Annotated in this window: 17 protein-coding genes and 1 pseudogene; 12 read left to right on the forward strand and 6 right to left on the reverse strand. The window is 61.1% G+C overall.

The window, feature by feature from the left end; genetic code table 11:
- Window positions 1–36 precede the first annotated feature (36 nt).
- Window positions 37–885 (reverse strand): carboxylating nicotinate-nucleotide diphosphorylase, encoded by an 849-nt coding sequence (gene nadC / locus ACSQ17_RS14270; protein WP_436069344.1) that lies wholly within the window; start codon window positions 883–885, stop codon window positions 37–39.
- A gap of 356 nt (window positions 886–1,241) precedes the next feature.
- Between nadC and ACSQ17_RS14275 the strand changes: the two genes are divergently transcribed.
- The 3 genes from ACSQ17_RS14275 (at window position 1,242) to ampE (ending at window position 5,081) form a co-directional block, all read left to right on the forward strand.
- Window positions 1,242–3,557, forward strand: coding sequence for a DUF1631 domain-containing protein (locus ACSQ17_RS14275; RefSeq protein ID WP_436069345.1), 2,316 nt, complete (start codon window positions 1,242–1,244; stop codon window positions 3,555–3,557).
- A gap of 127 nt (window positions 3,558–3,684) precedes the next feature.
- Complete coding sequence (gene ampD / locus ACSQ17_RS14280; protein WP_436069346.1) at window positions 3,685–4,248, forward strand: 1,6-anhydro-N-acetylmuramyl-L-alanine amidase AmpD; 564 nt, start codon at window positions 3,685–3,687, stop codon at window positions 4,246–4,248.
- Window positions 4,245–5,081, forward strand: coding sequence for a regulatory signaling modulator protein AmpE (gene ampE, locus ACSQ17_RS14285; protein ID WP_436069347.1), 837 nt, complete (start codon window positions 4,245–4,247; stop codon window positions 5,079–5,081). Before ampD ends, ampE begins: the two co-directional genes overlap by 4 nt.
- On the opposite strand, the gene ACSQ17_RS14290 is transcribed toward ampE, so the two are convergent.
- Window positions 5,074–5,976, reverse strand: a complete 903-nt coding sequence (locus ACSQ17_RS14290; RefSeq protein ID WP_436069348.1) for an ROK family protein — start codon at window positions 5,974–5,976, stop codon at window positions 5,074–5,076. The two genes, ampE and ACSQ17_RS14290, sit on opposite strands and share 8 nt — an antisense overlap.
- A gap of 1,188 nt (window positions 5,977–7,164) precedes the next feature.
- Here ACSQ17_RS14290 and ACSQ17_RS14295 point away from each other — a divergent pair.
- Both ACSQ17_RS14295 and ACSQ17_RS14300 read left to right on the forward strand, forming a co-directional pair.
- Window positions 7,165–7,368: pseudogene (locus tag ACSQ17_RS14295) on the forward strand (HAMP domain-containing protein); the annotation flags it as partial.
- Window positions 7,369–7,521: 153 nt separating this feature from the next.
- Window positions 7,522–8,226, forward strand: coding sequence for a methyl-accepting chemotaxis protein (locus tag ACSQ17_RS14300; RefSeq protein WP_436070483.1), 705 nt, complete (start codon window positions 7,522–7,524; stop codon window positions 8,224–8,226).
- A gap of 66 nt (window positions 8,227–8,292) precedes the next feature.
- On the opposite strand, the gene ACSQ17_RS14305 is transcribed toward ACSQ17_RS14300, so the two are convergent.
- Both ACSQ17_RS14305 and ACSQ17_RS14310 read right to left on the reverse strand, forming a co-directional pair.
- Entirely contained in the window at window positions 8,293–8,991 is a 699-nt protein-coding gene (locus ACSQ17_RS14305; protein ID WP_436069349.1) for a response regulator, read from the reverse strand.
- Entirely contained in the window at window positions 8,966–12,364 is a 3,399-nt protein-coding gene (locus ACSQ17_RS14310) for an ATP-binding protein (protein ID WP_436069350.1), read from the reverse strand. The genes ACSQ17_RS14305 and ACSQ17_RS14310 overlap by 26 nt, the downstream gene beginning before the upstream one ends.
- 279 nt (window positions 12,365–12,643) lie before the next feature.
- On the opposite strand from ACSQ17_RS14310, the gene urtA reads away from it, so the two are divergent.
- From urtA to ACSQ17_RS14345, 7 genes are all read left to right on the forward strand, one after another.
- Window positions 12,644–13,873, forward strand: coding sequence for an urea ABC transporter substrate-binding protein (urtA, locus tag ACSQ17_RS14315; RefSeq protein ID WP_436069351.1), 1,230 nt, complete (start codon window positions 12,644–12,646; stop codon window positions 13,871–13,873).
- Between the two features lie 100 nt (window positions 13,874–13,973).
- On the forward strand, window positions 13,974–14,891 hold the full coding sequence (gene urtB, locus ACSQ17_RS14320; RefSeq protein WP_436069352.1) for an urea ABC transporter permease subunit UrtB: 918 nt from the start codon (window positions 13,974–13,976) through the stop codon (window positions 14,889–14,891).
- An 11-nt stretch (window positions 14,892–14,902) separates the two neighbouring features.
- Entirely contained in the window at window positions 14,903–16,075 is a 1,173-nt protein-coding gene (urtC, locus tag ACSQ17_RS14325) for an urea ABC transporter permease subunit UrtC (protein ID WP_436069353.1), read from the forward strand.
- Complete coding sequence (gene urtD, locus ACSQ17_RS14330) at window positions 16,072–16,833, forward strand: urea ABC transporter ATP-binding protein UrtD (protein WP_436069354.1); 762 nt, start codon at window positions 16,072–16,074, stop codon at window positions 16,831–16,833. The genes urtC and urtD overlap by 4 nt, the downstream gene beginning before the upstream one ends.
- 152 nt (window positions 16,834–16,985) lie before the next feature.
- Window positions 16,986–17,675 carry an urea ABC transporter ATP-binding subunit UrtE gene (gene urtE, locus ACSQ17_RS14335; protein WP_436069355.1) on the forward strand — a complete coding sequence of 230 codons (690 nt, stop codon included), beginning with the start codon at window positions 16,986–16,988 and terminating at the stop codon, window positions 17,673–17,675.
- Window positions 17,676–17,989: 314 nt separating this feature from the next.
- Window positions 17,990–19,219 carry a formamidase gene (gene fmdA / locus ACSQ17_RS14340; RefSeq protein ID WP_257777048.1) on the forward strand — a complete coding sequence of 410 codons (1,230 nt, stop codon included), beginning with the start codon at window positions 17,990–17,992 and terminating at the stop codon, window positions 19,217–19,219.
- A gap of 63 nt (window positions 19,220–19,282) precedes the next feature.
- Entirely contained in the window at window positions 19,283–19,630 is a 348-nt protein-coding gene (locus ACSQ17_RS14345) for an FmdB family zinc ribbon protein (RefSeq protein ID WP_392540823.1), read from the forward strand.
- A gap of 9 nt (window positions 19,631–19,639) precedes the next feature.
- Here ACSQ17_RS14345 and ACSQ17_RS14350 read toward each other — a convergent pair whose 3' ends face one another.
- A complete protein-coding gene (locus ACSQ17_RS14350) occupies window positions 19,640–20,425 on the reverse strand; it encodes a TatD family hydrolase (RefSeq protein WP_436069356.1) in 786 nt (261 codons plus the stop codon).
- Between the two features lie 91 nt (window positions 20,426–20,516).
- Complete coding sequence (locus ACSQ17_RS14355) at window positions 20,517–20,987, reverse strand: REP-associated tyrosine transposase (RefSeq protein ID WP_436070484.1); 471 nt, start codon at window positions 20,985–20,987, stop codon at window positions 20,517–20,519.
- Window positions 20,988–21,083 lie beyond the last annotated feature (96 nt).

The raw sequence follows: 21,083 nt of genomic DNA on the forward strand, positions 1-21,083 counted from the left end.
GCTAGGCGGCTAAAACGCAAAACGCGTTTGCAGGCGCTAAAGGCTTAGCCGCATCGACAAATCGACCGCCTTTACATCCTTGGTCAGTGTGCCAATCGACACATAATCCACTCCAGTTTCAGCAATTGCCCGCAAGGTATTTTCGTTTACCCCGCCCGAGGCTTCCAGTTTTGCCTGGCCTTGGGTGAGGGCGACGGCTTGGCGCATTTCGTCCAGGCTTAGCTCGTCCAGCATGATGATGTCGGCCCCGGCATCCAGTGCCTGGCGCAGTTCTTCCAGACTTTCTACTTCAACCTCCACTGGCTTGCCTGGGGCGATCTTGTGGGCGGCGGTTACGGCTTGGGCGATACCGCCGCAGGCGGCGATATGGTTTTCCTTAATAAGGAAGGCGTCATACAGGCCGATGCGGTGGTTGTGGCAGCCGCCCTGGGTGACGGCGTACTTTTGTGCCAGGCGTAGGCCTGGCAGGGTTTTACGGGTGTCGAGCAGTTTGACGGCGGTACCTTGCACCAGGTCGGCATAGTGCTGGCAGCGGGTGGCGACGGCGGAGAGGGTTTGCAGAAAGTTCAGCGCGCTGCGTTCGCCGCTGAGCAGGGCGCGAGCGGGGCCTTCCAGCTCAAACAGCACTTGGTTGGGGTCGGCACGTTGGCCGTCCTGAACGTGCCAATGCACGCTGACGCAGTCGTCGAGTTGGCGAAACGCCGCATCCACCCAGGCGGTGCCACAGATGACCGCTGCTTCGCGGGTGATCACTTTGGCGTGGGCCAGGCGCTCGGCGGGGATCAGCTGGGCGGTGATATCGCCGCTACCAATATCCTCTGCCAGTGCGCGGCGCACGTTGGCCTCGATTTCGTGGGCGAGGTCGGCGAGGATAAGGTTAGGCATGATGAGCTCCAGTCAGCAGAATGCGCCGATTATAGGGTTTGATGGCTGTTTGCGCAGTCTTTGCCGCTGTTCACCAGGCGCTGTAGCGCTATGCTGATGAAATAGTTGTGTGCGGCCATTGTTCGATGCAGGGTTGCGTTGGTCGTACGCAGATAACCGTTGGGAGGCTGTAGCGCTACATCTGTGACCTGGGTCATGTCTGGAAGAAAAGTCAGCTTGGTATGTGTGCGTGCATCCCTATAATGGCTTTACTTTTTAAAATTGTTGACGCCAGGCCTTTGACGTTACGGATGACGCTCAGTTGATCGCTGTGCAGATCGGTTCGCCCAAGAGGGGCAGTCTGCAGGAGACTCGCAATGAAGACTGATGCGAATGTGGTTCACCTGAGCAAGGTGGTCCCTGAGCAATCGCCCACTTCGCCGGTAGGAAGACTGCCTGTGGCGCTGACAAATGTGCGGGATAAAGCGGCGCAACAGCTGAAAACAGCGTTGCAGGCGCTTTTCGACAATGCCGACGATACGCTGTTCGAGATGGCGGATCGGGCCACCAGCAATGCTGAGCAGAATGCTTTTTTCGAGGCAATGCGCGACTTGCGCCTGAAGCGCAAGAACATTGAGCGCGGCTTCCTGCAGAAGGTGTTTGAAGCCTTCGCCACCCTTAATCAATACGAAATCGGTAAACCGGCACCCTTGGATGCGGTGTCGTTCGACAGCCTGTCTCTGGTGCAGAACGATGCGTTGGAAGAGTCGGTAGCGCTGGACTCGATGGTCGCCAAGGTGATGAGCCGCGACGCTGCAGCGCTCAGCCACCTGACCACGCGTTTCAATGCCATGGTCAGCAAGAAGCTGGATGACAAGAGCAATCCGGTTGGCCCGACCTGCCTGTGCGAGTTCTTTCTGGATGCCTGTAGCAGTCTGGGTGTGGAGATCAGGGTCAAGCTGATCATCCTTAAGCTTTTTGAGAAATACGTTCTCAGCGACCTTGATCAATTGTATGGCGAGGCCAACCAAGCGCTGATTGCGGCGGGTGTTCTGCCTGAGCTGAAATCTGCGCCCGTGCGGCGTAACCCGTCGCGGGCCAGTACGTCTGCGGGCTGTGCCCGTGCGGATGCCGCGCCAGAGCTGAGTGGCGAGTTTGCTGATGAAGGCGTGCAGGAGGTCTTCGGCGCGTTGCAGGAGCTGCTGTCGCAGGCGCGCGGTACGCTGATTCCACGGCGTAACCGGCCGGCTGACGCCATGCCGATCTCGACCAATGATTTGATGCGCCTTCTCTCGCATATGCAGCAGAAGGCGCCTGCGCAGGTCAGTGATGACTTTGACTTGCGTGAACAGCTGGAAGGCCTGCTGACCCGTGCCAGCGCCAAGGCAGGTAAAGCTCGTGTGGTGGGTGAGGTTGATGAAGATGTCATCAACCTGGTGTCGATGCTCTTCGAGTTTATTCTGGATGATCGTACCCTGCCGGATTCACTCAAGGCCCTGATTGGTCGTTTGCAGATCCCGATGCTGAAAGTCGCGGTCATCGACAAGACCTTCTTCAGCCGTGGCAGCCATCCGGCACGCCGACTGCTGAATGAGATCGCCTCTGCTGCATTGGGCTGGGGCGAGCAGGATGATGCGCAACGTGACAGCCTGTATCAAAAGATTGAGCAGGTGGTGCAACGCTTGCTCAATGATTTTGTTGACGATCCGGTGATCTTCTCTGAGTTGCTGGCGGACTTCCTGGCTTTTACCGGGGATGAGCGTCGGCGCAGCGAGTTGCTTGAGCAACGTACCCGCGATGCCGAAGAGGGCAGTGCCAAGGCTGCGCTGGCTCGTCGTGAAGTCGAACAGGCATTGAACGAGCGTCTGCTCGGCAAGACCCTGCCGGAAGTGGTGGTGCGTTTGCTCCAGGAAGCCTGGAGCAAGGTACTGATGCTGACCTGCCTGAAGCACGGCGTTGAGTCGGCTGAGTGGCAGGCGGCGCTGGCGACCATGGATGATCTGGTCTGGAGCGTGGAACTGCACGAAGAGCCGGAAGCGCGCATGCGTTTGCTGGAAATGGTGCCGGGGCTGCTCAAGGCGCTGCGTGAAGGCATGGCCAGTGCGGCGTTTGATCCGTTCTCTACCGGTGAGTTCTTCAGTCAGCTGGAGGCCCTGCATGTGCAAGCCTTCCAGCGCTTCAAGCGCAGTCTGCCGGAAGAAGCGCCGGCAGCGGATGCCGAGCCACTGGTCGAGATCGATGAGCAGCAGCGCGCGGCACTGGCGGAGGCCGGCATCGAGCTGCCGCTGCTGGAGCTGCCTGCTGCCGAGGCCGTGGAAGAACCGGCCATGGTTGAGGTGGTCGAGGAAATCATTTTGCTGGCGCCAGGCGAGCTGCGTCCGCTGGAGCCGGAGGCCAGCCTGCCGGACGATGACGAGTCTCTGCAGCAAGTCGACAACCTGCGCGTTGGTAGTTGGGTCGAGTTTCAGGAAGACGAAGAGCACAAGCTGCGTTGCAAGCTGGCAGCGATCATCAAACCGACCGGCAAGTACATCTTCGTCAACCGCACCGGCATGAAGGTGCTGGAGAAAACCCGCATGGGGCTGGCTGTGGAGTTCCGCCGCAGCGCCATTCGCCTGCTTGATGATGCGCTGCTGTTTGACCGCGCGCTGGAGTCGGTGATCGGCAACCTGCGCAAACTCAAGGGCGCCTAAGCGCTCGCCGGCTGAGTTGCACAAATGAAAGCGCCGCCGGGCATTGCCTGGCGGCGTTTTCATTTGTGCGGCAGTTGGCCTTGGGGCGTCGCTGCACTAGAGTGGGGGCTCGTTCAAGGAGCTTTGTATGCAGCTGGACCCTTCCAGTGGGTGGTGTGATGGCATTGCGCACTGTCCGTCCCCCAACTTCAATCAGCGTCCGCTGGGTGAAGTGTCGTTACTGGTGATTCACAACATCAGCCTTCCTCCTGGGCAATTTGGCACAGGCAAGGTGCAGGCATTTTTTCAGAATCGTCTGGATGCGGATGAGCATCCCTATTTTGCCGGCATTGCCAGCATGCAGGTGTCGGCGCATTTTCTGATTGAGCGCGATGGTGTTGTTACCCAGTTCGTTTCCTGTAACGAGCGCGCCTGGCATGCCGGGCAGTCGCTATTTGCCGGGCGGGAGAACTGCAATGATTTTTCCCTGGGCATTGAGCTTGAGGGCACCGACGATCTTCCGTTTACGGCACAACAATATGCGGCGCTGATTGCCTTGACCCGACAGTTGCAGGCGGTTTATCCGGCTATCACCCTAGAGCGGATCTGTGGTCATAGCGATATTGCGCCAGGGCGCAAGACCGATCCGGGCCCGGCATTCGATTGGGCTGCGCTGCGCCTTGGACTGCAGCAAGACAAGGAGCTGACATGAATTTTCTGGTGCTACTGCTGGTGTTATGGGTCGAAAAGTTTTCGGCCTGGCGCGTCCGTATCCAACAGGACGGCCCCTGGCTGCACTTGCTGGCAGCCACTGAACGTAGCGCGGTGACTGCTTCGCAGCCCTGGCTGGCGCTGGCGGCTTTGGTGCTGTTGCCGGTTGCGGTGCTGGGTGTGGTTTTACTGGTGTTGGAGCCGGTGGCTTATGGCTGGCTGGCCTTGCCGGTGCACCTGCTGGTAGTGATCTACAGCCTGGGACGGGGCGATCTATTGGCGGCATTGGGGCCGTTCCGTGATAGCTGGCGACGGGGCGATGCCGAAGCCGCCTACCTGGTGGCGCGGCGTGACCTGGCGCTGGAAGCCGATGAAGAGGGTGAGTTGCTGCAGCGCGTACAGGGGCATCTGGTGTGGCAGGCCTACCAGAGTTTCTTTGCGGTGATCTTCTGGTATGCGCTGCTCGGCCCGTTGGCGGCGCTGGCTTATCGTCTGGTGGCGCTGAACAGTGAGCAGGCGACTCAGCCGGCCCTGCGTGAAGCCGCGGTACAGATCCGTCATGGCTTCGACTGGTTACCGGTAAGGGGGCTGGCGGCCAGCTTTGCTCTGGTGGGCAACTTTGCCGGCGTCAGTCGGGCCTTGCTGCATGAGTTGCTAAGCTGGGATATCAGCGCCGCCCAATTGGCAATCATGACCGCACGGGCGGCGGGCGAGACGCCGGAGCCGGTGATTGGCGAGGCCGGTGTCAGCAGTCTGGATGGCCTATGGCAGCTGCTGGTTCGGGCGGCGGTGTTCTGGTACGCGGTGTTTGCCGTATGGACGCTGCTTATCTGAGGTCGTCATTCCACAGCCAGGCGGCTCCGCGCACTCCGCTGGAGTCGCCGTGCTTGGCCGGCAGCAGACGCGTATTAACCTGGTCGGAAAACACGTAACGCGGCAGCCGCGGCAGTACCTGCTGGTACAGCTCGGCCGTATTGGACAGGCCGCCACCGAGCACGATGACGTGGGGATCAATCAGGTTGATTACTGACGCCAAGCCGCGTGCCAACTGATCGCAGTAGCGGCTCAACGCCTGTTGCGCTGCGGGGTTGCCGCTTTGGGCTGCCGGCACAATGGCGTTCGCTTCAAGGCCCAGCTCACTGCGTGCCGCCCAACCCGGGCCGCTGAGAAAGGTTTCAATGCAATCGTCCAGACCGCAATAGCAGCGTCGCGCTGGGCCGTCTTCGGCACGCCGCCAGGGCAGGGGGGTGTGTCCCCATTCGCCGGTAATCGCATTCGGGCCGCCGAGCAGTTGCTGGCGCACGACCAGGCCGCCGCCCACACCCGTGCCGAGAATGACCCCGAACACGCTGGGAGCGCCTGCCCCAGCGCCATCGCAGGCTTCGGAAAGAGTAAAGCAGTCTGCGTCGTTTGCCAGGCGTACCGGGCGTTGCAGGCGCTGTTCGAGATCGGCCTGCAGGTCCTGGCCGATCAGGCACTGCGAGTTGGCATTCTTGATGCGCCCGTGGTCTGGTGAGCGAGTGCCGGGGATGCCAACGCCCAGGCTGCCTTGCTGGCCCAGTTCACGCTCGCAATCTTCAACTAAGCTGACAATCAGACCAACGGTTTTCTGGTAGTCACCCTGAGGTGTCGGGGCGCGGCGGCGTATGACAGGCTGGCCGCCTTGCAAGGCGATAATCTCGGTTTTAGTACCACCCAGATCAATGCCCAGTTTCAGTGATGTGCGCATCATTAACCTTAAGTTACACAGATTGAGGTCGATAAGAGGTATACATGGCGCCATGCTCGGCCGCTATTTTGTGACATTGATCACGTTAATCTGCCCGTATTTCCCCCACTGATCCATATGCCGCAGGTCGAGCAGGAAGGGACATACAGGCCGCCATTTGCCATTCTGCGCGGCCAATTTGTAACCTGACACGACAATAATTAGAACTGGAGACGTCCTGTGAAGACCGTGTTGTATCCGGCCATCGCGCTAATGAATCGCCTCAGCTTCGGCATGAAGTTCAGTCTGATCAGTGTTCTGTTCTTTCTGCCCATGCTGGTCACCAACTTCTATCTGGTACGTGACTCCTACCGGCAGTTCATCAGCACTCAGGCGGCACTTGAAAGCATCGACCTGCTTGGCGAGAGCCTGACGCTGCGGCGTAACCTTGAAGATTTTGTCGATCTTATCGAAATCAACGCGATGATCGGTCAGTCCGGTCAGGCGGGCGATCTGGAAACTCGCCTGAGCAAACTGCAGCAGGAGATTTCCAGCGAGCTGCAAGGCCTGGCCGCGGTAGTGCGTGAAACCGAACAGATTGATGAGTTCAACAGCAAGCGCGATGAGCTGATCGCCGAGCTGGCAGCGGTGCAGAGTGAGACGTCCCTGCACGGCAAGATTGCCCTGGCCGAGAAGCTGCTGGGTTCCTCCCAGGTGTTTATCAAACTGGTCGCCAGCCAAGCCGGTCTGAGCCAGGACCGTGAAGGTGCTGTGCGGCAGATGGTCGAGCTGATCACTGTCGAAACGCCAAAGGTCACTGCTGCTCTCAGTGAGGGGCGTGCCATTGGCTCCTACTCGCTGGCGCAGGGCTTTCTCAATTCCTCGGCCAGTACCGCTTTTGACGAATTGTTGCTGGAACTGGAGAAGCTGCACGCCGAGTACGGCCTGAACCTGCAAGCCTCGCTCAACAGCAGTGCCCAGGCGCGTACCAGCCTGGCGACCCCAGCAGCCAGCAGCCTGGAAACCCTGAAAACCATCGCCGTGGTCTTTGAAGATCAGGTGGTGGTGGCCGACTCCCTGGATACACCTTGGGCGCAGTTCTACAACGATGTCAGCGCTGCCATGGAGCAGACCTACCAGCTCAACAGCGCGGTGCTGGTGTTCCTCGACAAGCAGCTGGAACAGCGCCTGGAAGAAAACCGTGTGCAGATGGTGCTGCTGGCAGTGGCTCTGGTGGTGGTATTCCTGCTGATCGTCTACCTGTACAGCGGCTTCTATGTGTCGATTCGCACCACGCTGAAAAAACTCGGCCAAGTGATGAATCAGGTTGCCGCCGGCGACATGACCGTCAGCTTCAAGGCGCAGAGCCAGGATGAACTGGGCGAGCTGGGCCAGGTGTTCAATGAAACCGTGAGCAAGATCCATGAACTGATCGAGCGCGTAGGGCAGACCGTGGTCGAGGTCGAGCGTCAGGCCGATCGCGTGCAGCTGGTTTCCGGTGAAAGCAACCAGGCGGTTACTGGCCAGCGCGGGCAGATCGATCAGGTGGCGACGGCGATGAATCAGATGTCGGCCACCGCTCAGGAAGTTGCCAGCAGCGCCGCCGCAGCTGTAGGCAGTGCGCAGAGCGTAAATGATGAGACGGTCACCGGACGTGCGCTGGTCGAATCGCAGGTGGGCAGCATCCAGCGTCTGGCCGGTGAAATCGACCAGTCGGTGGCGGTGATCAACAAGCTGGCCAGTGACAGCGCCTCGATCAGCCAGGTGTTGGACGTGATCAAGGGCATTGCCGAACAGACCAACCTGCTGGCGCTCAACGCGGCCATTGAAGCGGCGCGTGCCGGCGAGCAGGGCCGTGGATTTGCCGTCGTGGCCGATGAGGTGCGTAACCTGGCCAAGCGTACGCAACAATCTACCGAGGAAATCGAGTCGATGATCGCCAAGCTGCAAAGTGGCGTGAGCGCGGCGGTTAAGGCGATGAACACCAGCCATCAGATGGCCGATAACACGGTCAACGAGTCGGCCAAGGTGCAACTGGCGCTGGAGAATATCCTCGGGGCGGTGGGCATGATTGTCGACCAGAACCAGCAGATTGCTACGGCTGCCGAAGAGCAAACGGCTGTGGCGCAGGATATCGATCAGAACATCGTGCAGATCAGCCAGGCGGGTGAGCGCACCGCCGACGGTGCCAGCCAGACCGAGCAGGCCAGCCTTGAGCTGTCCGGGTTGGTGGCGCGCTTGAAGCAACTGATTAGCGCCTTCCGCGTCTGATCCGCTGCTACTTCAGAAAAGCCCGCCACTTCGGCGGGCTTTTTTATGCTCGTTTGCCCGTGTGGCTCAGGCGCGCTCGGCCATCGCTGAGAGAGCCACGGAGGTGGCGGCGGTGCGGGTTTCCACGCCGAGTTTGACGTAGACGTGCTCCAGGTGCTTGTTCACTGTGCGTGGGCTGAGGCCGAGGATGTCGCCGATATCGCGGTTGGTCTTGCCGCAGGCCACCCAGCGCAGCACTTCAACTTCGCGCTCAGTGAGCTGAAAGCGTGCCGAGAGCGTCGCATAGGCGGGCTCATCGTTCAGTGTCAGCGGTTGCACCTGACTGGCGGCGCGCGCTGTTTGCAGGATACGCGCGGTGCGCAGGTGTGAGGCTACGCGGGCGAGGACTTCTTCGGTATTGATCGGCTTGGTCACGTAGTCGATGCCCCCGGCCTCAAAACCTTTGACCACATGCTCGCTGTCGGTCAGGGCCGTCATAAACAGCACTGGAATGTCGGCAGTGGCCGGATCGGCTTTGATCCGCTGGCAGGTCTCGAAGCCGTCCAGCCTCGGCATCATGGCGTCGAGCAGAATCAGGTCCGGGCGCCGGCGCTGGATACGGTTCAACGCGCTCAGGCCATCCAGCGCCACCAGCACCATATAGCCCACTTCATCGAGGGCATCGGAGAGCAGCGCCAGGTTGTCCGGGGTGTCGTCGACGATCAGGATCACCCCGCGCTCGGCGGCGCGGCTGTGCTGCTCAGCTGGATGGGTCAGCACGTTCATGCTCGGCCTCCTTGAGTTGGCGATTGAATTCATCCAGGCGGTAGCTTTTCACCAGGGCGTGCAGGGGCGCGGTGAAGCTGGCGCTGGCGGGTGTCAGCCGATCCATGGCGTCGAGTTTCTCCTGAATGCCGCGGATGTAACCGATGGCCCCGAGTTCACGCAGCGCTTCGAGGTCACTGCTGCTCGGGCGTACGGCGGGGCCCATTGTGGCCGCCGGGCTGTGGGCGGTGCGTCGCAGCCATTGCAGGTCGAGGTGCTTGTGGATGCGCTCAAGCAACTCCGGGGTGTGCACCGGTTTGGCCAGGTAGTCGTTGCAGTCAGCGCTGACGCTGCGTTCACGGTCATCGGCAAAGGCATTGGCGGAGATCACGATGATCGGCGCCTGGGACATGGCATTGCGGCGGATCAGCCGGCTGGTTTCCCAGCCATCCATCTGCGGCATCGACAGGTCCATCAGAATCAGGTCGGGGTGCAGCAGGGCGGCCTGACGAATCGCTTCCTGACCGCTGGCGGCCTGGATGATGTTGAAGCCCAGCGGTTCGAGCATGCCGGCCAGCACGCGGCGGTGTTCGATATGGTCGTCCACCACCAGAATCAGCCGGCGCGGGCCCTGATAACCAATGATGTCGTGCTCTACATGCACCACCGCCTGGGGTACGCGCACCTCGGAGAGGAACAGGCGTACCTGGAAGCTGGTGCCCTGGTCTTGCACGCTTTTGACTGACAGCTCGCCGCCCATCAGCGAGGTGAGCATGCGCGTGATGGTCAGGCCGAGGCCGACGCCGTTGTCCTGGCGCATCAGGTCGCCGCGCTCGAACGGTTGGAAGATCCGTTCGATCTGCTCGGGGTCGATGCCGATGCCGGTGTCGACGATCTCGAAGCTGGCGGTTTCGCGCAGGTAGCTGACGCGCAGGCAGACCTCGCCGCTGTCGGTAAAGCGCACCGCATTGCCGAGCAGGTTGATCAGGATCTGCCGCACGCGCTTCTCATCGCCGCGTACCACCGCTGGCATACGCCCGCTGGTTTCCAGGCGAAAGCGCAGGCCTTTTTCCTCGGCCTGCGGAGTGAACATGCGTTCGAGCTGGTGGATAAATTCGGGGAAAGGGATTTCCGTCAGTTCCAGGTTGAGCTTGCCGGCCTCGATCTTGGCCACATCGAGCAACCCGTCGATCAGCGACAGCAGGTGCGAGCCGCTGCGAAAGATGGTGGCCAGGGCGTCCTGATGCTGCCCCGGCATGCCGGCATCACGCTGCAGAATCTGCGTGTAGCCGAGGATGCTGTTGAGCGGCGTGCGTAGCTCGTGGGACAGGCCGGTGACATAGCGACTCTTGGCGGCGTTGGCGGCTTCGCTGGCTTCCTTGGCTTTCTGCAGGGCTTCGTCGGTTTTGCGGTGCGCCTCGATTTCCTGCATCAGCAGTTGGGTCTGGCGGTCGGACTCCTCCTGGGCCACGCGACGGCTTTCGCGGGTCAGCACCACCCACCAGGCGAGAATCGCGGCGAATAGCGAGAGGGTCAGGAAGGCCTTGAGAAACGCCAGATAGAGGGTTTCCTGCGCCTCCGGCGATTGTGCCACCAAGCCCTGGGACACCTGGCTGTAGATCAACGCCAGGGCGCCGAACAACAGCGCCACCAACACCGTCAGCAGCCCCAGGTACTGAGCCAGGCGGCTGTGCAGGCGCGGGATCGAGACCCGTGGGAACAGCCAGCGGATAAAGTCGTCGAGCTGCTCGGACAATCGCGCCCTAGGTTTGCAGGCATCACCGCAGCGCGCATCCAGCGAGCAGCACAGCGAGCAGATCGGCGTGCTGTAGGCCGGGCAGAAGGCCATGTCTTCGCTTTCAAAGGCGTTACTGCACAGGCCGCACTGCACGGTGGTGGTGACACCATGTGGATAGAGCAACAGCGGGTCGCTGCTGCGCGCCAGGTAGTAGCGCCCGCCGGTCAGCCAGGCAATCAGCGGGGCGAAGAGCATGGCCGAGCCGAGCGCGACGACCGGTGAGGCAGCCTGCGCCAGTTGGCCGAACAGTCCGCCGTGGGCCAGGATCGACAGCAAGGAGGCGATCAGCATGGCGCCGACACCGACCGGGTTGATGTCGTAGAGGTGTGCGCGCTTGAACTCGATGTGCTTGGGCGACAGGCCCAGCGGCTTATTGATCACCAGATCAGCCACCACCGCGCCGATCCAGGCGATGGCGATGTTGGCGTACAGGCCGAGCACTTCCTCAATGGCCTGGAACACGCCCAGTTCCATCAGCATCAGCGCGATGGCGACGTTGAACACCAGCCACACCACGCGCCCCGGATGGCTGTGGGTGACGCGGGCAAAGAAGTTCGACCAGGCCAGCGAGCCGGCGTAGGCGTTGGTCATATTGATCTTCACCTGGCTGACGATAACGAACAGCACCATGGCCGCCAGCGCCCACTCCGGTGAGCTGAATACATAGTTGAACGCCACCAGGTACATCTGCGTCGGCTCGGCGGCGCGTTCCATGGGGATTTCATGCTGCAAAGCGAGAAAGGCCAGAAAGGCGCCGGCGAGCATTTTTAGCGCACCGGGGATGATCCAGCCCGGTCCGGCCATCAGCAGCGCGGCCCACCAGCGCTTGCGGTTGCGCCGGGCCTTTTCCGGCAGAAAGCGCAGGTAGTCGACCTGCTCACCAATCTGCGTGACCAACGCCAGGGCCACGGTGCAGGCGGCGCCAAAGTACAGCAGGTTGAACGCGCCGCCTTCTCCCTCGCGGCCGGCGAAGCTGGTCCAGTCGCTGATCGCTTCGGGGTTTTTGCCGATGACGAAGACGTAGGGCAGGAACAGCAGAAACAGCCACAGCGGTTGGGTCCACATCTGCAAGCGGTTGATCAGGGTGATGCCGTAGGCCACCAACGGGATAACGATCACCGAGCAGATGACATAGGCCAGCGCCAGCGGGATGTTGAAGTACAGCTCCAGGGCCAGCGCCATGATCGCCGCCTCAAGGGCGAAGAACAGGAAGGTGAAGCTGGCGTAGATCAGCGAGGTGATGGTTGAGCCGATATAGCCGAAGCCGGCGCCACGGGTCAGCAGGTCCATGTCCACGCCATAGCGCGCCGCGTAGTAGCTGATCGGCAGGCCGGTGAGGAAGATCACCAGGCTCACCGCGAGGATGGCCCACAGCGTGTTGGTAAAACCGTAACTCAGCGCCAGGGCGCCGCCGATGGCCTCCAGGGCGAGAAACGACACCGCGCTGAGGGCGGTGTTGGCAATGCGCAGCTCTGACCACTTGCGAAACGACTTGGGGGTGAAACGCAGGGCGTAGTCTTCCATGGTCTCGTCGGCGACCCAGCTGTTGTAGTCGCGGCGGATCTTGACGATGCGCTGGGTGCCAGTCGGCTGCACAAGGACGCTCCTGAGTCGTGGCTAATACGCTTGTTTGAATTTGCAACATCCATGCCCTGCGTCTGCAGCCGCCGTCCTTGCGCGCGCGAGCCTCTATCTGCCAGTAGCTCGGGCGTGAGCTTGCACCAGCGTGGGGCGCTGAGCTGTACGTCAGATGACGTATGCCGTTACGTCATGCTGCGTATACCGCCCGCACCGGTGGCAAACGCATGCTGGTGGCGAACCGAACTGGTACCCGCAAGGCGAGCCAGGGAGGAAAACCACCAGAGGAGCATGACCATGGATTCACCGACTCGCTTTCTCCCTCGTCGGCTAGCGTTGGGTGCTGCGGCACTCTCGCTGCTGGCGGCCAGTGTGTTCAGCCAGATGGCTCTGGCCGACGTCAACACCACCGGCCTGGCCGTGACCGACACCGAAGTGACGGTCGGTCAGCTGCATTCGGCCACCGGCACCATGGCCATTTCCGAAACCGGTTCGATCCAGGCCGAGCGCCTGGCCATCGAGCAGATCAACGCCAGCGGCGGCATCCTCGGCCGGCAGATCAAGATCATTCAGGAAGACGGTGCCTCCGACTGGCCAACCTTCGCTGAAAAAGCCAAGAAGCTGCTGGTCGGCGACAAGGTTGCTGCCGTGTTCGGCTGCTGGACCTCGGCCTCGCGCAAAGCCGTGCTGCCGGTGTTCGAGAAGGAAAACGGCCTGCTCTACTACCCGACCTTCTATGAAGGCCTGGAGCAGTCGAAGAACGTTATCTACACCGGCCAGGAAGCGACTCAGCAGATCCTCGCCGGCCTCGACTGGATCGCCAAGGAGAAGGGCGCCAAGACCTTCTACCTGATTGGCTCGGACTACATCTGGCCGCGCACCTCGATGAAGATCGCGCGCAAGCACATCGAAAACGTGCTCGGCGGCAAGGTGGTCGGTGAGGAGTATTACCCGCTGGGCAACACCCAGTTCGGCTCGCTGATCAACAAGGTCAAACTGAAGAAGCCTGATGTGGTCTTTACCGCTGTGGTCGGTGGCTCCAACGTCGCCTTCTACAAGCAGATGAAAGCGGCTGGCGTCACCAGCGCCAAACAGAACCTGCTGACTCTGTCGGTGACCGAGGATGAGCTGCTGGGCATCGGCGGCGAGAACATGGACGGTTTCTACGCCTCCATGAAGTACTTCCAGAGCCTCGACAACCCGAACAACAAGGCCTTCGTTGAAGCGTTCAAGGCCAAGTTCGGCAAGGACTCGGTGATCGGCGACGTGACCCAGGCCGCCTACCTCGGCCCATGGCTGTGGAAGGCTGCAGTCGAGAAAGCCGGCAGCTTTGACGTCGACAAGGTGGCTGTCGCATCGCCTGGCATCGAGTTGACCACTGCGCCGGAAGGCTACGTCAAGGTGCACGACAACCATCACCTGTGGAGCAAGACCCGCATCGGCCAGGTGCAGAAGGATGGCCAGTTCAAGGTGGTTTTCGAATCCGGCTTGATCGAGCCGAACCCATTCCCGAAAGGCTACCAGTAACAGCGGCCTAAGCCGGACTCAGGGCAGGGCGTACCCGCGAGGTGCGCCTGACGCCTGTACGGGCTGACGTGTTTCTTTCTTCCAGCTGGAGACCATCATCATGGAATGGCTATCGGAATTTGGTGCCATCGCGGCCATGCAGGGCTTCAACGGTTTGTCCGTTTTCTGCGTCCTGCTGCTGATGGCCCTGGGGCTGGCGATCATCTTCGGCCAGATGGGCGTGATCAACATGGCCCACGGTGAGTTCCTCACCATCGGCGCCTACACCACCTACGTGGTCTCGGTACTGACCGAGCAATACGCGCCGTTTTTCGGCCCGTACTATTTTTTTCTTGCCGTCGTGCTGTCGTTTTTTATCGCCGGTGCGATTGGCTGGCTCGCCGAGTGGGCGATGATCAGCAAGCTCTACCAGCGCCCGCTGGACACCTTGCTGGCCACCTGGGGGCTGTCGCTGGTGATGCAGCAGGCGTTCCGTTCGATCTTCGGTGCGCGGGAAGTCAGCGCCACCTTGCCGGAATGGCTGATGGGCTCATGGAACCCCACCGAGGCCATCGACATTCCGCGTAACGGCCTGTTCGTCATGGGCCTCACCGTGCTGATGACCGGCATGATCTTCCTCATGCTCTACCGCTCGCGCTGGGGCTTGCAGGTGCGCGCCACGGTGCAGAACCGGGTGATGAGCCGTGCCGTGGGGATCAATACCAAGAAGGTCGACCGCATGACCTTCGCCCTTGGCTGCGGAGTGGCCGGTGTGGCGGGTGCGGCCTTCACCACCATCGGCTCGACCGGGCCGACCGCCGGCTCGCTGTACATCGTCGACACCTTCCTGGTGGTGGTGTTTGGCGGCGCGTCGAGCCTGCTCGGCACCATCGCCTCGGCCTTCAGCATTGCCCAGGCGCAGTCGCTGATGGAGTTCTTCATGAGTGGCTCGATGGCCAAGGTATTCACCCTGTCGGCGGTGATCCTGATTCTGATGCTGCGTCCGCAAGGGCTGTTCTCCATCAAAGTGCGCAAGTAAGGAGCCGTCCCATGAACCCGACACTCGATAAGTTTCTTGGCGGCAAACAGGGCGCGATTGGCCTGGCGGTGCTGGCCACATTGATCCTGGTGGTGTTCCCGCTGGCGCTGGATGCCTTTCGCCTGAACATGGTCGGCAAGTACCTGACCTACGCCTTCGTCGCTGTGGGCCTGGTGCTCTGCTGGGGCTACGGCGGCATTCTCAGCCTGGGCCAGGGCGTGTTCTTCGGCCTCGGCGGTTACTGCATGGCGATGTTCCTCAAGCTCGAAGCCAGCGATCCGGAAAGCACCAAGATCCAGTCCACCCCCGGTATTCCGGACTTCATGGACTGGAACCAGATCACCGAACTGCCGCTGCTCTGGCAGCCGTTCCACAGCTTCGGTTTCACCCTGCTGGCGGTGATCGCGGTGCCGGTGATATTGGCGCTGGTGATCGGCGTAGCGATGTTCAAGCGCCGCGTCGGTGACGTGTACTTCTCCATCGTTACCCAGGCGATTGCGCTGATCCTCACCGTACTGATCATTGGCCAGCAGGGCCTGACCGGTGGGGTCAACGGCATCACCGACCTGAAAACCCTGATGGGCTGGGACATTCGCGACGACAGCTCGAAGATGATCCTCTACTTCATCAACGCCTTGCTGCTGTTCGGCTGCATCCTGATTGGCCGCTTTATCCTCGCTTCCAAGCTCGGCCGCCTGTTGATGGCCATGCGCGACAAGGAGGAGCGGGTGCGTTTCTCCGGCTACGACGTGGCCAGCTTCAAGATCTTCGTGTTCTGCGTGGCGGCGGCGTTCTCCGCTATCGGCGGGGCGATGTTCGCCTTGCAGGTCGGCTTTATGTCACCGAGCTTCGTCGGCATCGTGCCGTCGATCGAAATGGTGATCTTTGCTGCCGTCGGCGGGCGTATGTCACTGCTGGGCGCGGTGTATGGCGCGCTGCTGGTCAACTACGGCAAGACCTACTTTTCCGAAACCTTCCCCGAGTTGTGGCTGTACCTGATGGGCGGCCTGTTTATCGCCGTGGTCATGTACTTCCCCAACGGCCTCGCCGGGCTGTGGGAAAGCCACGGACGCAAATGGCTGGGCAAACTCAGCCGCAAACCCGCACTGGCCGCGACACCCTCGCCAGCCGCAGAAACCCCGGCGGCCACTAGCCAACCCCGTGAACTGGAGACCACCCCATGAGCCAGCCAAGCGGATTCCAGATGCCCAAACCGGTGCTGGCCATCGAGGGCCTGAGCGTGTCGTTCGATGGTTTCAAGGCAGTGGACGACCTCAACCTGTATATCGACCGCAACGAAGTGCGCGTGGTGATCGGCCCCAACGGCGCCGGCAAGACCACGGTACTGGACCTGATCTGCGGCAAGACCAAGGCCACCGCCGGCAGCATCCAGTTCGAGAACCGCGAGCTGACCAAGATGCGCGAGTTCGACATCGTCCGTGCCGGCGTCGGGCGCAAGTTCCAGAACCCCTCGATCTACGAAAACCTCACGGTGTTCGAGAACCTGGAGATGTCCTACCCCAAGGGCCGCAAGGTATTCGGCGCGCTGTTCTTCAAACGCACTGCCGAGGTGATTGCGCGGGTCGAGGAGGTGGCAGCGGAAATCCTCTTGGCCGAGCAGCTGTATATGCAGGCCGACCTGCTTTCGCACGGGCAGAAGCAGTGGTTGGAGATCGGCATGTTGCTGATGCAGGACCCGGCACTGCTGATGCTCGACGAGCCGGTGGCGGGCATGAGCGTCAACGAACGGCTGCAGACCGCCGAGCTGCTCAAGCGCATTAGCCAGGGCCGCTCGGTGCTGGTCATCGAGCACGACATGGAGTTCGTCAAAAGCATCGCGCACAAGGTCACCGTGCTGCACCAGGGCAAGGTACTGGCCGAAGGCAGCATGGAGGCGGTGCAGAGCAATCCCAAGGTCATCGAGGTGTACCTCGGGCATTGAGGTGCTTTTCGTAGGAGCCAGCTTGCTGGCGATCAACGCGCTATTTGGCCGCTGATCGCTAGCCCCGTAGCCCGGATGCAATCCGGGAGCAGTGCCCGCATCGAGTCCGAACCCCGGATTGCATCCGGGCTACGTTCAGCAAGGAGTTTTCCATGTTCCAGATCAGCAACCTCGCTTCCGGTTACGGCCAGAGCCAGATTCTCCATGACCTCAACCTGAACGTGGAAAAGCGCGAAATCGTCGCGGTCATGGGTCGCAACGGCATGGGCAAGACCACCCTGTTCAAGAGCCTGATGGGCGTGCTGCCGCAATGGGGCGGGCAGATCAGCGTGGACGGTCGCGACATCTCCAAGCTGGAAACCCACCAGCGGGTCGAAAGCGGCATCGCCTACGTGCCCCAGGGACGAATGATCTTCCCCAGCATGAGCGTGCTGGAGAATATCCAGACCGGCCTGCCGGCCTCTGCCAGGGGCCAGGTACCAGACGACCTGTATGCGTTATTCCCCGTGCTGCATGAGATGCGCCACCGCAAGGGCGGCAACCTGTCTGGCGGTCAGCAACAGCAACTGGCGATTGCCCGCGCGCTGGCCACCAACCCCAAGGTGCTGCTGCTCGATGAACCGACCGAGGGCATCCAGCCGTCGATCATCAAGGACATCGCGCGCACCCTGAAGGAGATTCGCAATCTGCGAGATCTGACCATCGTGGTCTCCGAGCAGGTGCTGTCGTTCACCATGGAAATCGCCGACCGTTTCCTGGTGATCGAGAAGGGCAAGTTCGTGGTCGAGGAGACTCGCGACAAGGTCGACGAGGCGACGATCAGCCGTTACCTGTCGGTGTAGCGCGGCGCTGTAGGTTGGGTTGAGGTACGAAGCCTAACGGCGATCCCCGAGGCTGCATTAACGTCGGTCTGTTGGGCTTCTTCGCTGCGCTCAACAACCCAACCTACGGCATCATTTTCTCGTTTTGCGGCTGGCGTGTTCTCCATGCGCTGGCCGCTTTTTCGCGTCCGCGAAAAAATCCTGCAGGCCTTATGAATGCTGATGCAGGGCATACGTCATCCGACGTATTTGCCGATTTCCTCGCGCGTTGAAGACTAGCTCCGTACCCCGGCGCCGTGGCGCCAAGTCCCCTCAATGGTCCCAGGAGCTTTGTCATGACCGAAACGCTGATCAAGGTCGACCTCAACCAGCCCGCCACCGAAAACGAGCAGATCCACAACCGCTGGCACCCGGATATTCCGATGGCTTGCTGGGTCAAACCGGGTGACGATTTCATTCTCGAAACCTATGACTGGACTGCCGGCGCGATCAAGAACAACGACGACGCCAGCGATGTACGCGACGTCGACCTGTCCACCGTGCACTACCTCTCCGGCCCGGTGGGCGTACACGGTGCCGAGCCGGGCGACCTGCTGGTGGTCGACCTGCTCGACATCGGTGCCAAGGCCGATTCGATGTGGGGCTTCAACGGCTTCTTCTCCAAACAGAACGGCGGTGGTTTCCTCACTGACCACTTCCCGCTGGCGCAGAAGGCCATCTGGGACTTCAAGGGCATGTTCACCAGCTCACGGCACATTCCGGGTGTGAACTTCGCCGGGCTGATCCATCCGGGGCTGATCGGCTGCCTGCCGGACCACAAGATGCTCGCCGATTGGAACAAGCGCGAGCAGGAGCTGATTGACACCAACCCGACTCGCGTCCCGCCGCTGGCCAACCCGCCGATGGCACCCACCGCGCACATGGGCAAGATGAAAGGTGAGGCCCGCGACCTTGCAGCGCTGACCGGCGCGCGCACCGTACCGCCACGTGAGCATGGCGGTAACTGCGACATCAAGGATCTGTCGCGCGGCTCGAAGATCTTCTTCCCGGTGTATGTGAACGGTGCCGGGCTGTCGGTGGGCGACCTGCACTTCAGTCAGGGTGATGGTGAGATCACCTTCTGCGGCGCCATCGAGATGGCCGGCTGGGTGCATATGAAGGTCGAGCTGATCAAGGGCGGCATGGCCAAGTACGGCATCAAGAACCCGGTGTTCAAGCCGAGCCCGATCACCCCCAACTACAAGAACTACCTGATCTTCGAAGGCATCTCGGTGGACGAGTCCGGTAAGCAGCACTACCTGGATGTGAACATCGCCTACAAGCAGGCCTGTCTGAATGCCATCAACTACCTGACCAAGTTCGGCTACTCACCGGCCCAGGGCTATGCCTTGCTGGGGTCGGCGCCGGTACAGGGGCATATCAGCGGGGTAGTCGATATCCCTAACGCCTGCGCCACCCTGTGGCTGCCGACGGAGATTTTCGACTTCGATATCAACCCCAGTGCCAGTGGCCCGACCAAGTTCCTCGACGGCAGCATCGACCTGCCCATCGCCCCGGACAAATAAGCCGATACCCCCCTCCCGAATACGGGAGGGGGTGGCTAAGCCACGATAACGAGGAGCCAGGCGATGCCCATTTATGAATACGACTGTGCCGCGTGCGGCGACTTTACTCAGCTGCGGCCGATGGCTGAGCGTGACCAGCCGTGTACCTGCCCCTGGTGCGGCGAGGCCAGTGCGCGGGTGATTCTCAGCGCGCCGGGGTTGGCAACGATGTCTGGCAGCCAGCGCCGCGCCATTGCTGCCAACGAACGCAGCGCCCATGCGCCGCAGACGGTTGAGGAATACGCACAGAGCCGCAAGCACCCGAAAGGCTGTGGTTGCTGCACGCCGAACAAACCGCTGGCCCCGACCAAGGCCAACCCCCATGCACTGAAAACCAAACCCAGTGGCCGGCCGTGGATGATCAGCCACTGAGGTTTCTGCTCAGGTAGGCGCCCAGCCAAACAATTCGGCTGCGTTGTGGCTGCTGGCGCTGGCCAGCTCATCCGCGCTGATACCCCGTAGCTCGGCAAGGGCTGCACAGATGTCTGGCAAGTATTCCGGGCTGTTGCGCTGATAGGCGTGCATCGCCGGGGCCATGTCGGGTGAGTCGGTTTCCAGCACGATGGCCTCCAGCGGCAGTTGCGCCACCACCTTGCGCAGCCGCAGCGCCTGCGGCCAGGTCGGTGCGCCACCGAGGCCGAGTTTGAAACCGAGCTTGAGGTATTCACGGGCTTCTTCGGTGCTGCCGGCAAAGGCGTGGATAATTCCGCTGCGTTTGGGTTTGTAGCGCTTGAGCGTGGCGATGGTCGCGGCATGGGCGCGGCGTACATGTAGCAGGGCGGGCAGTTCGAACTCGCTGGCCAGTTCAAGCTGTGCTTCAAACAGCTGCTGTTGCCGCGCGCGGTCCAGCTGTTCGAGAAAGTAGTCCAGACCAAACTCGCCCACTGCACAGAGCTTTGGGTGGCCGGCGCAGCGAGTCAGCCAGTCACGCAATTTGCTCAGGTGTTCTGGCTGGTGTTCATCCAGGTAAACCGGGTGCAGGCCGAACGCCGCATAGAGGCTGTCGTCGCTTTGCGCCAGATCCCACACCCGCTGCCAGTTGGCCTGGTGCACACCCAGCACCACCAGGCGCTCGATACCCCGCTCACGACTGCGCCACAGCACCTCGGTGCGGTCAGCGTCGAAGTCAGGGAAGTCCAGGTGAGTGTGGGTGTCGATCAGGTGCATGGGCTGAGCATCGGCGATTTGTCGTGGTTGCGCCAGTTGGCAAGGACAGCAATCGGTAGGAGCCAGCTTGCTGGCGATCAAGGTTTTTGCTTTACAGCCATATCGCATCCCACAGCGGGTAGTCGCCAACGCGTTTGACTAACTCGGCGCGAAGCGGGTTGGCGACGATATAACGCGCCACGCTTTGCAGGTCTTCTTCCCTGCGCAGCGCCCGGTCATGGAAGCCTCTCTGCCACAGCTTGCCGTTGTGTTCGGCGCTGGCTTTGTTGATGGCAATGGCGCTGCGAGATTTGATGCGTTGCATCAGTGTTTGCACAGGTGTGTTGCCAAGCTCGACCAGCCAGTGAAAATGATCAGGCATAACGACCCAAGCCAGTGACGTGACAATCTTTAACTCATGTGCCTGGCGCATTTCACTAATCAGCAGGCGTGCGAGTAGCCAGTCGTTGAATACCGGTGTTCGCTCGTGGGTCGTGGTAGTCAGCAGATAAGCCCGGCCAGGCTCAGAGAAGCGGCCTGTTCGCAGGGTGTGGCCACGGTGGGCGAAGAGGCTGGAATCCATTCCAGAGGCTCCAGAAACTTGCTTTATGTAGGAGCCAGCTTGCTGGCGATCTGGTCTTGCATAAACGCTGATCGCCAGCAAGCTGGCTCCTACACA

The organism is Pseudomonas sp. LjRoot71 (genome assembly GCF_964253255.1).
GTDB lineage: Bacteria > Pseudomonadota > Gammaproteobacteria > Pseudomonadales > Pseudomonadaceae > Aquipseudomonas.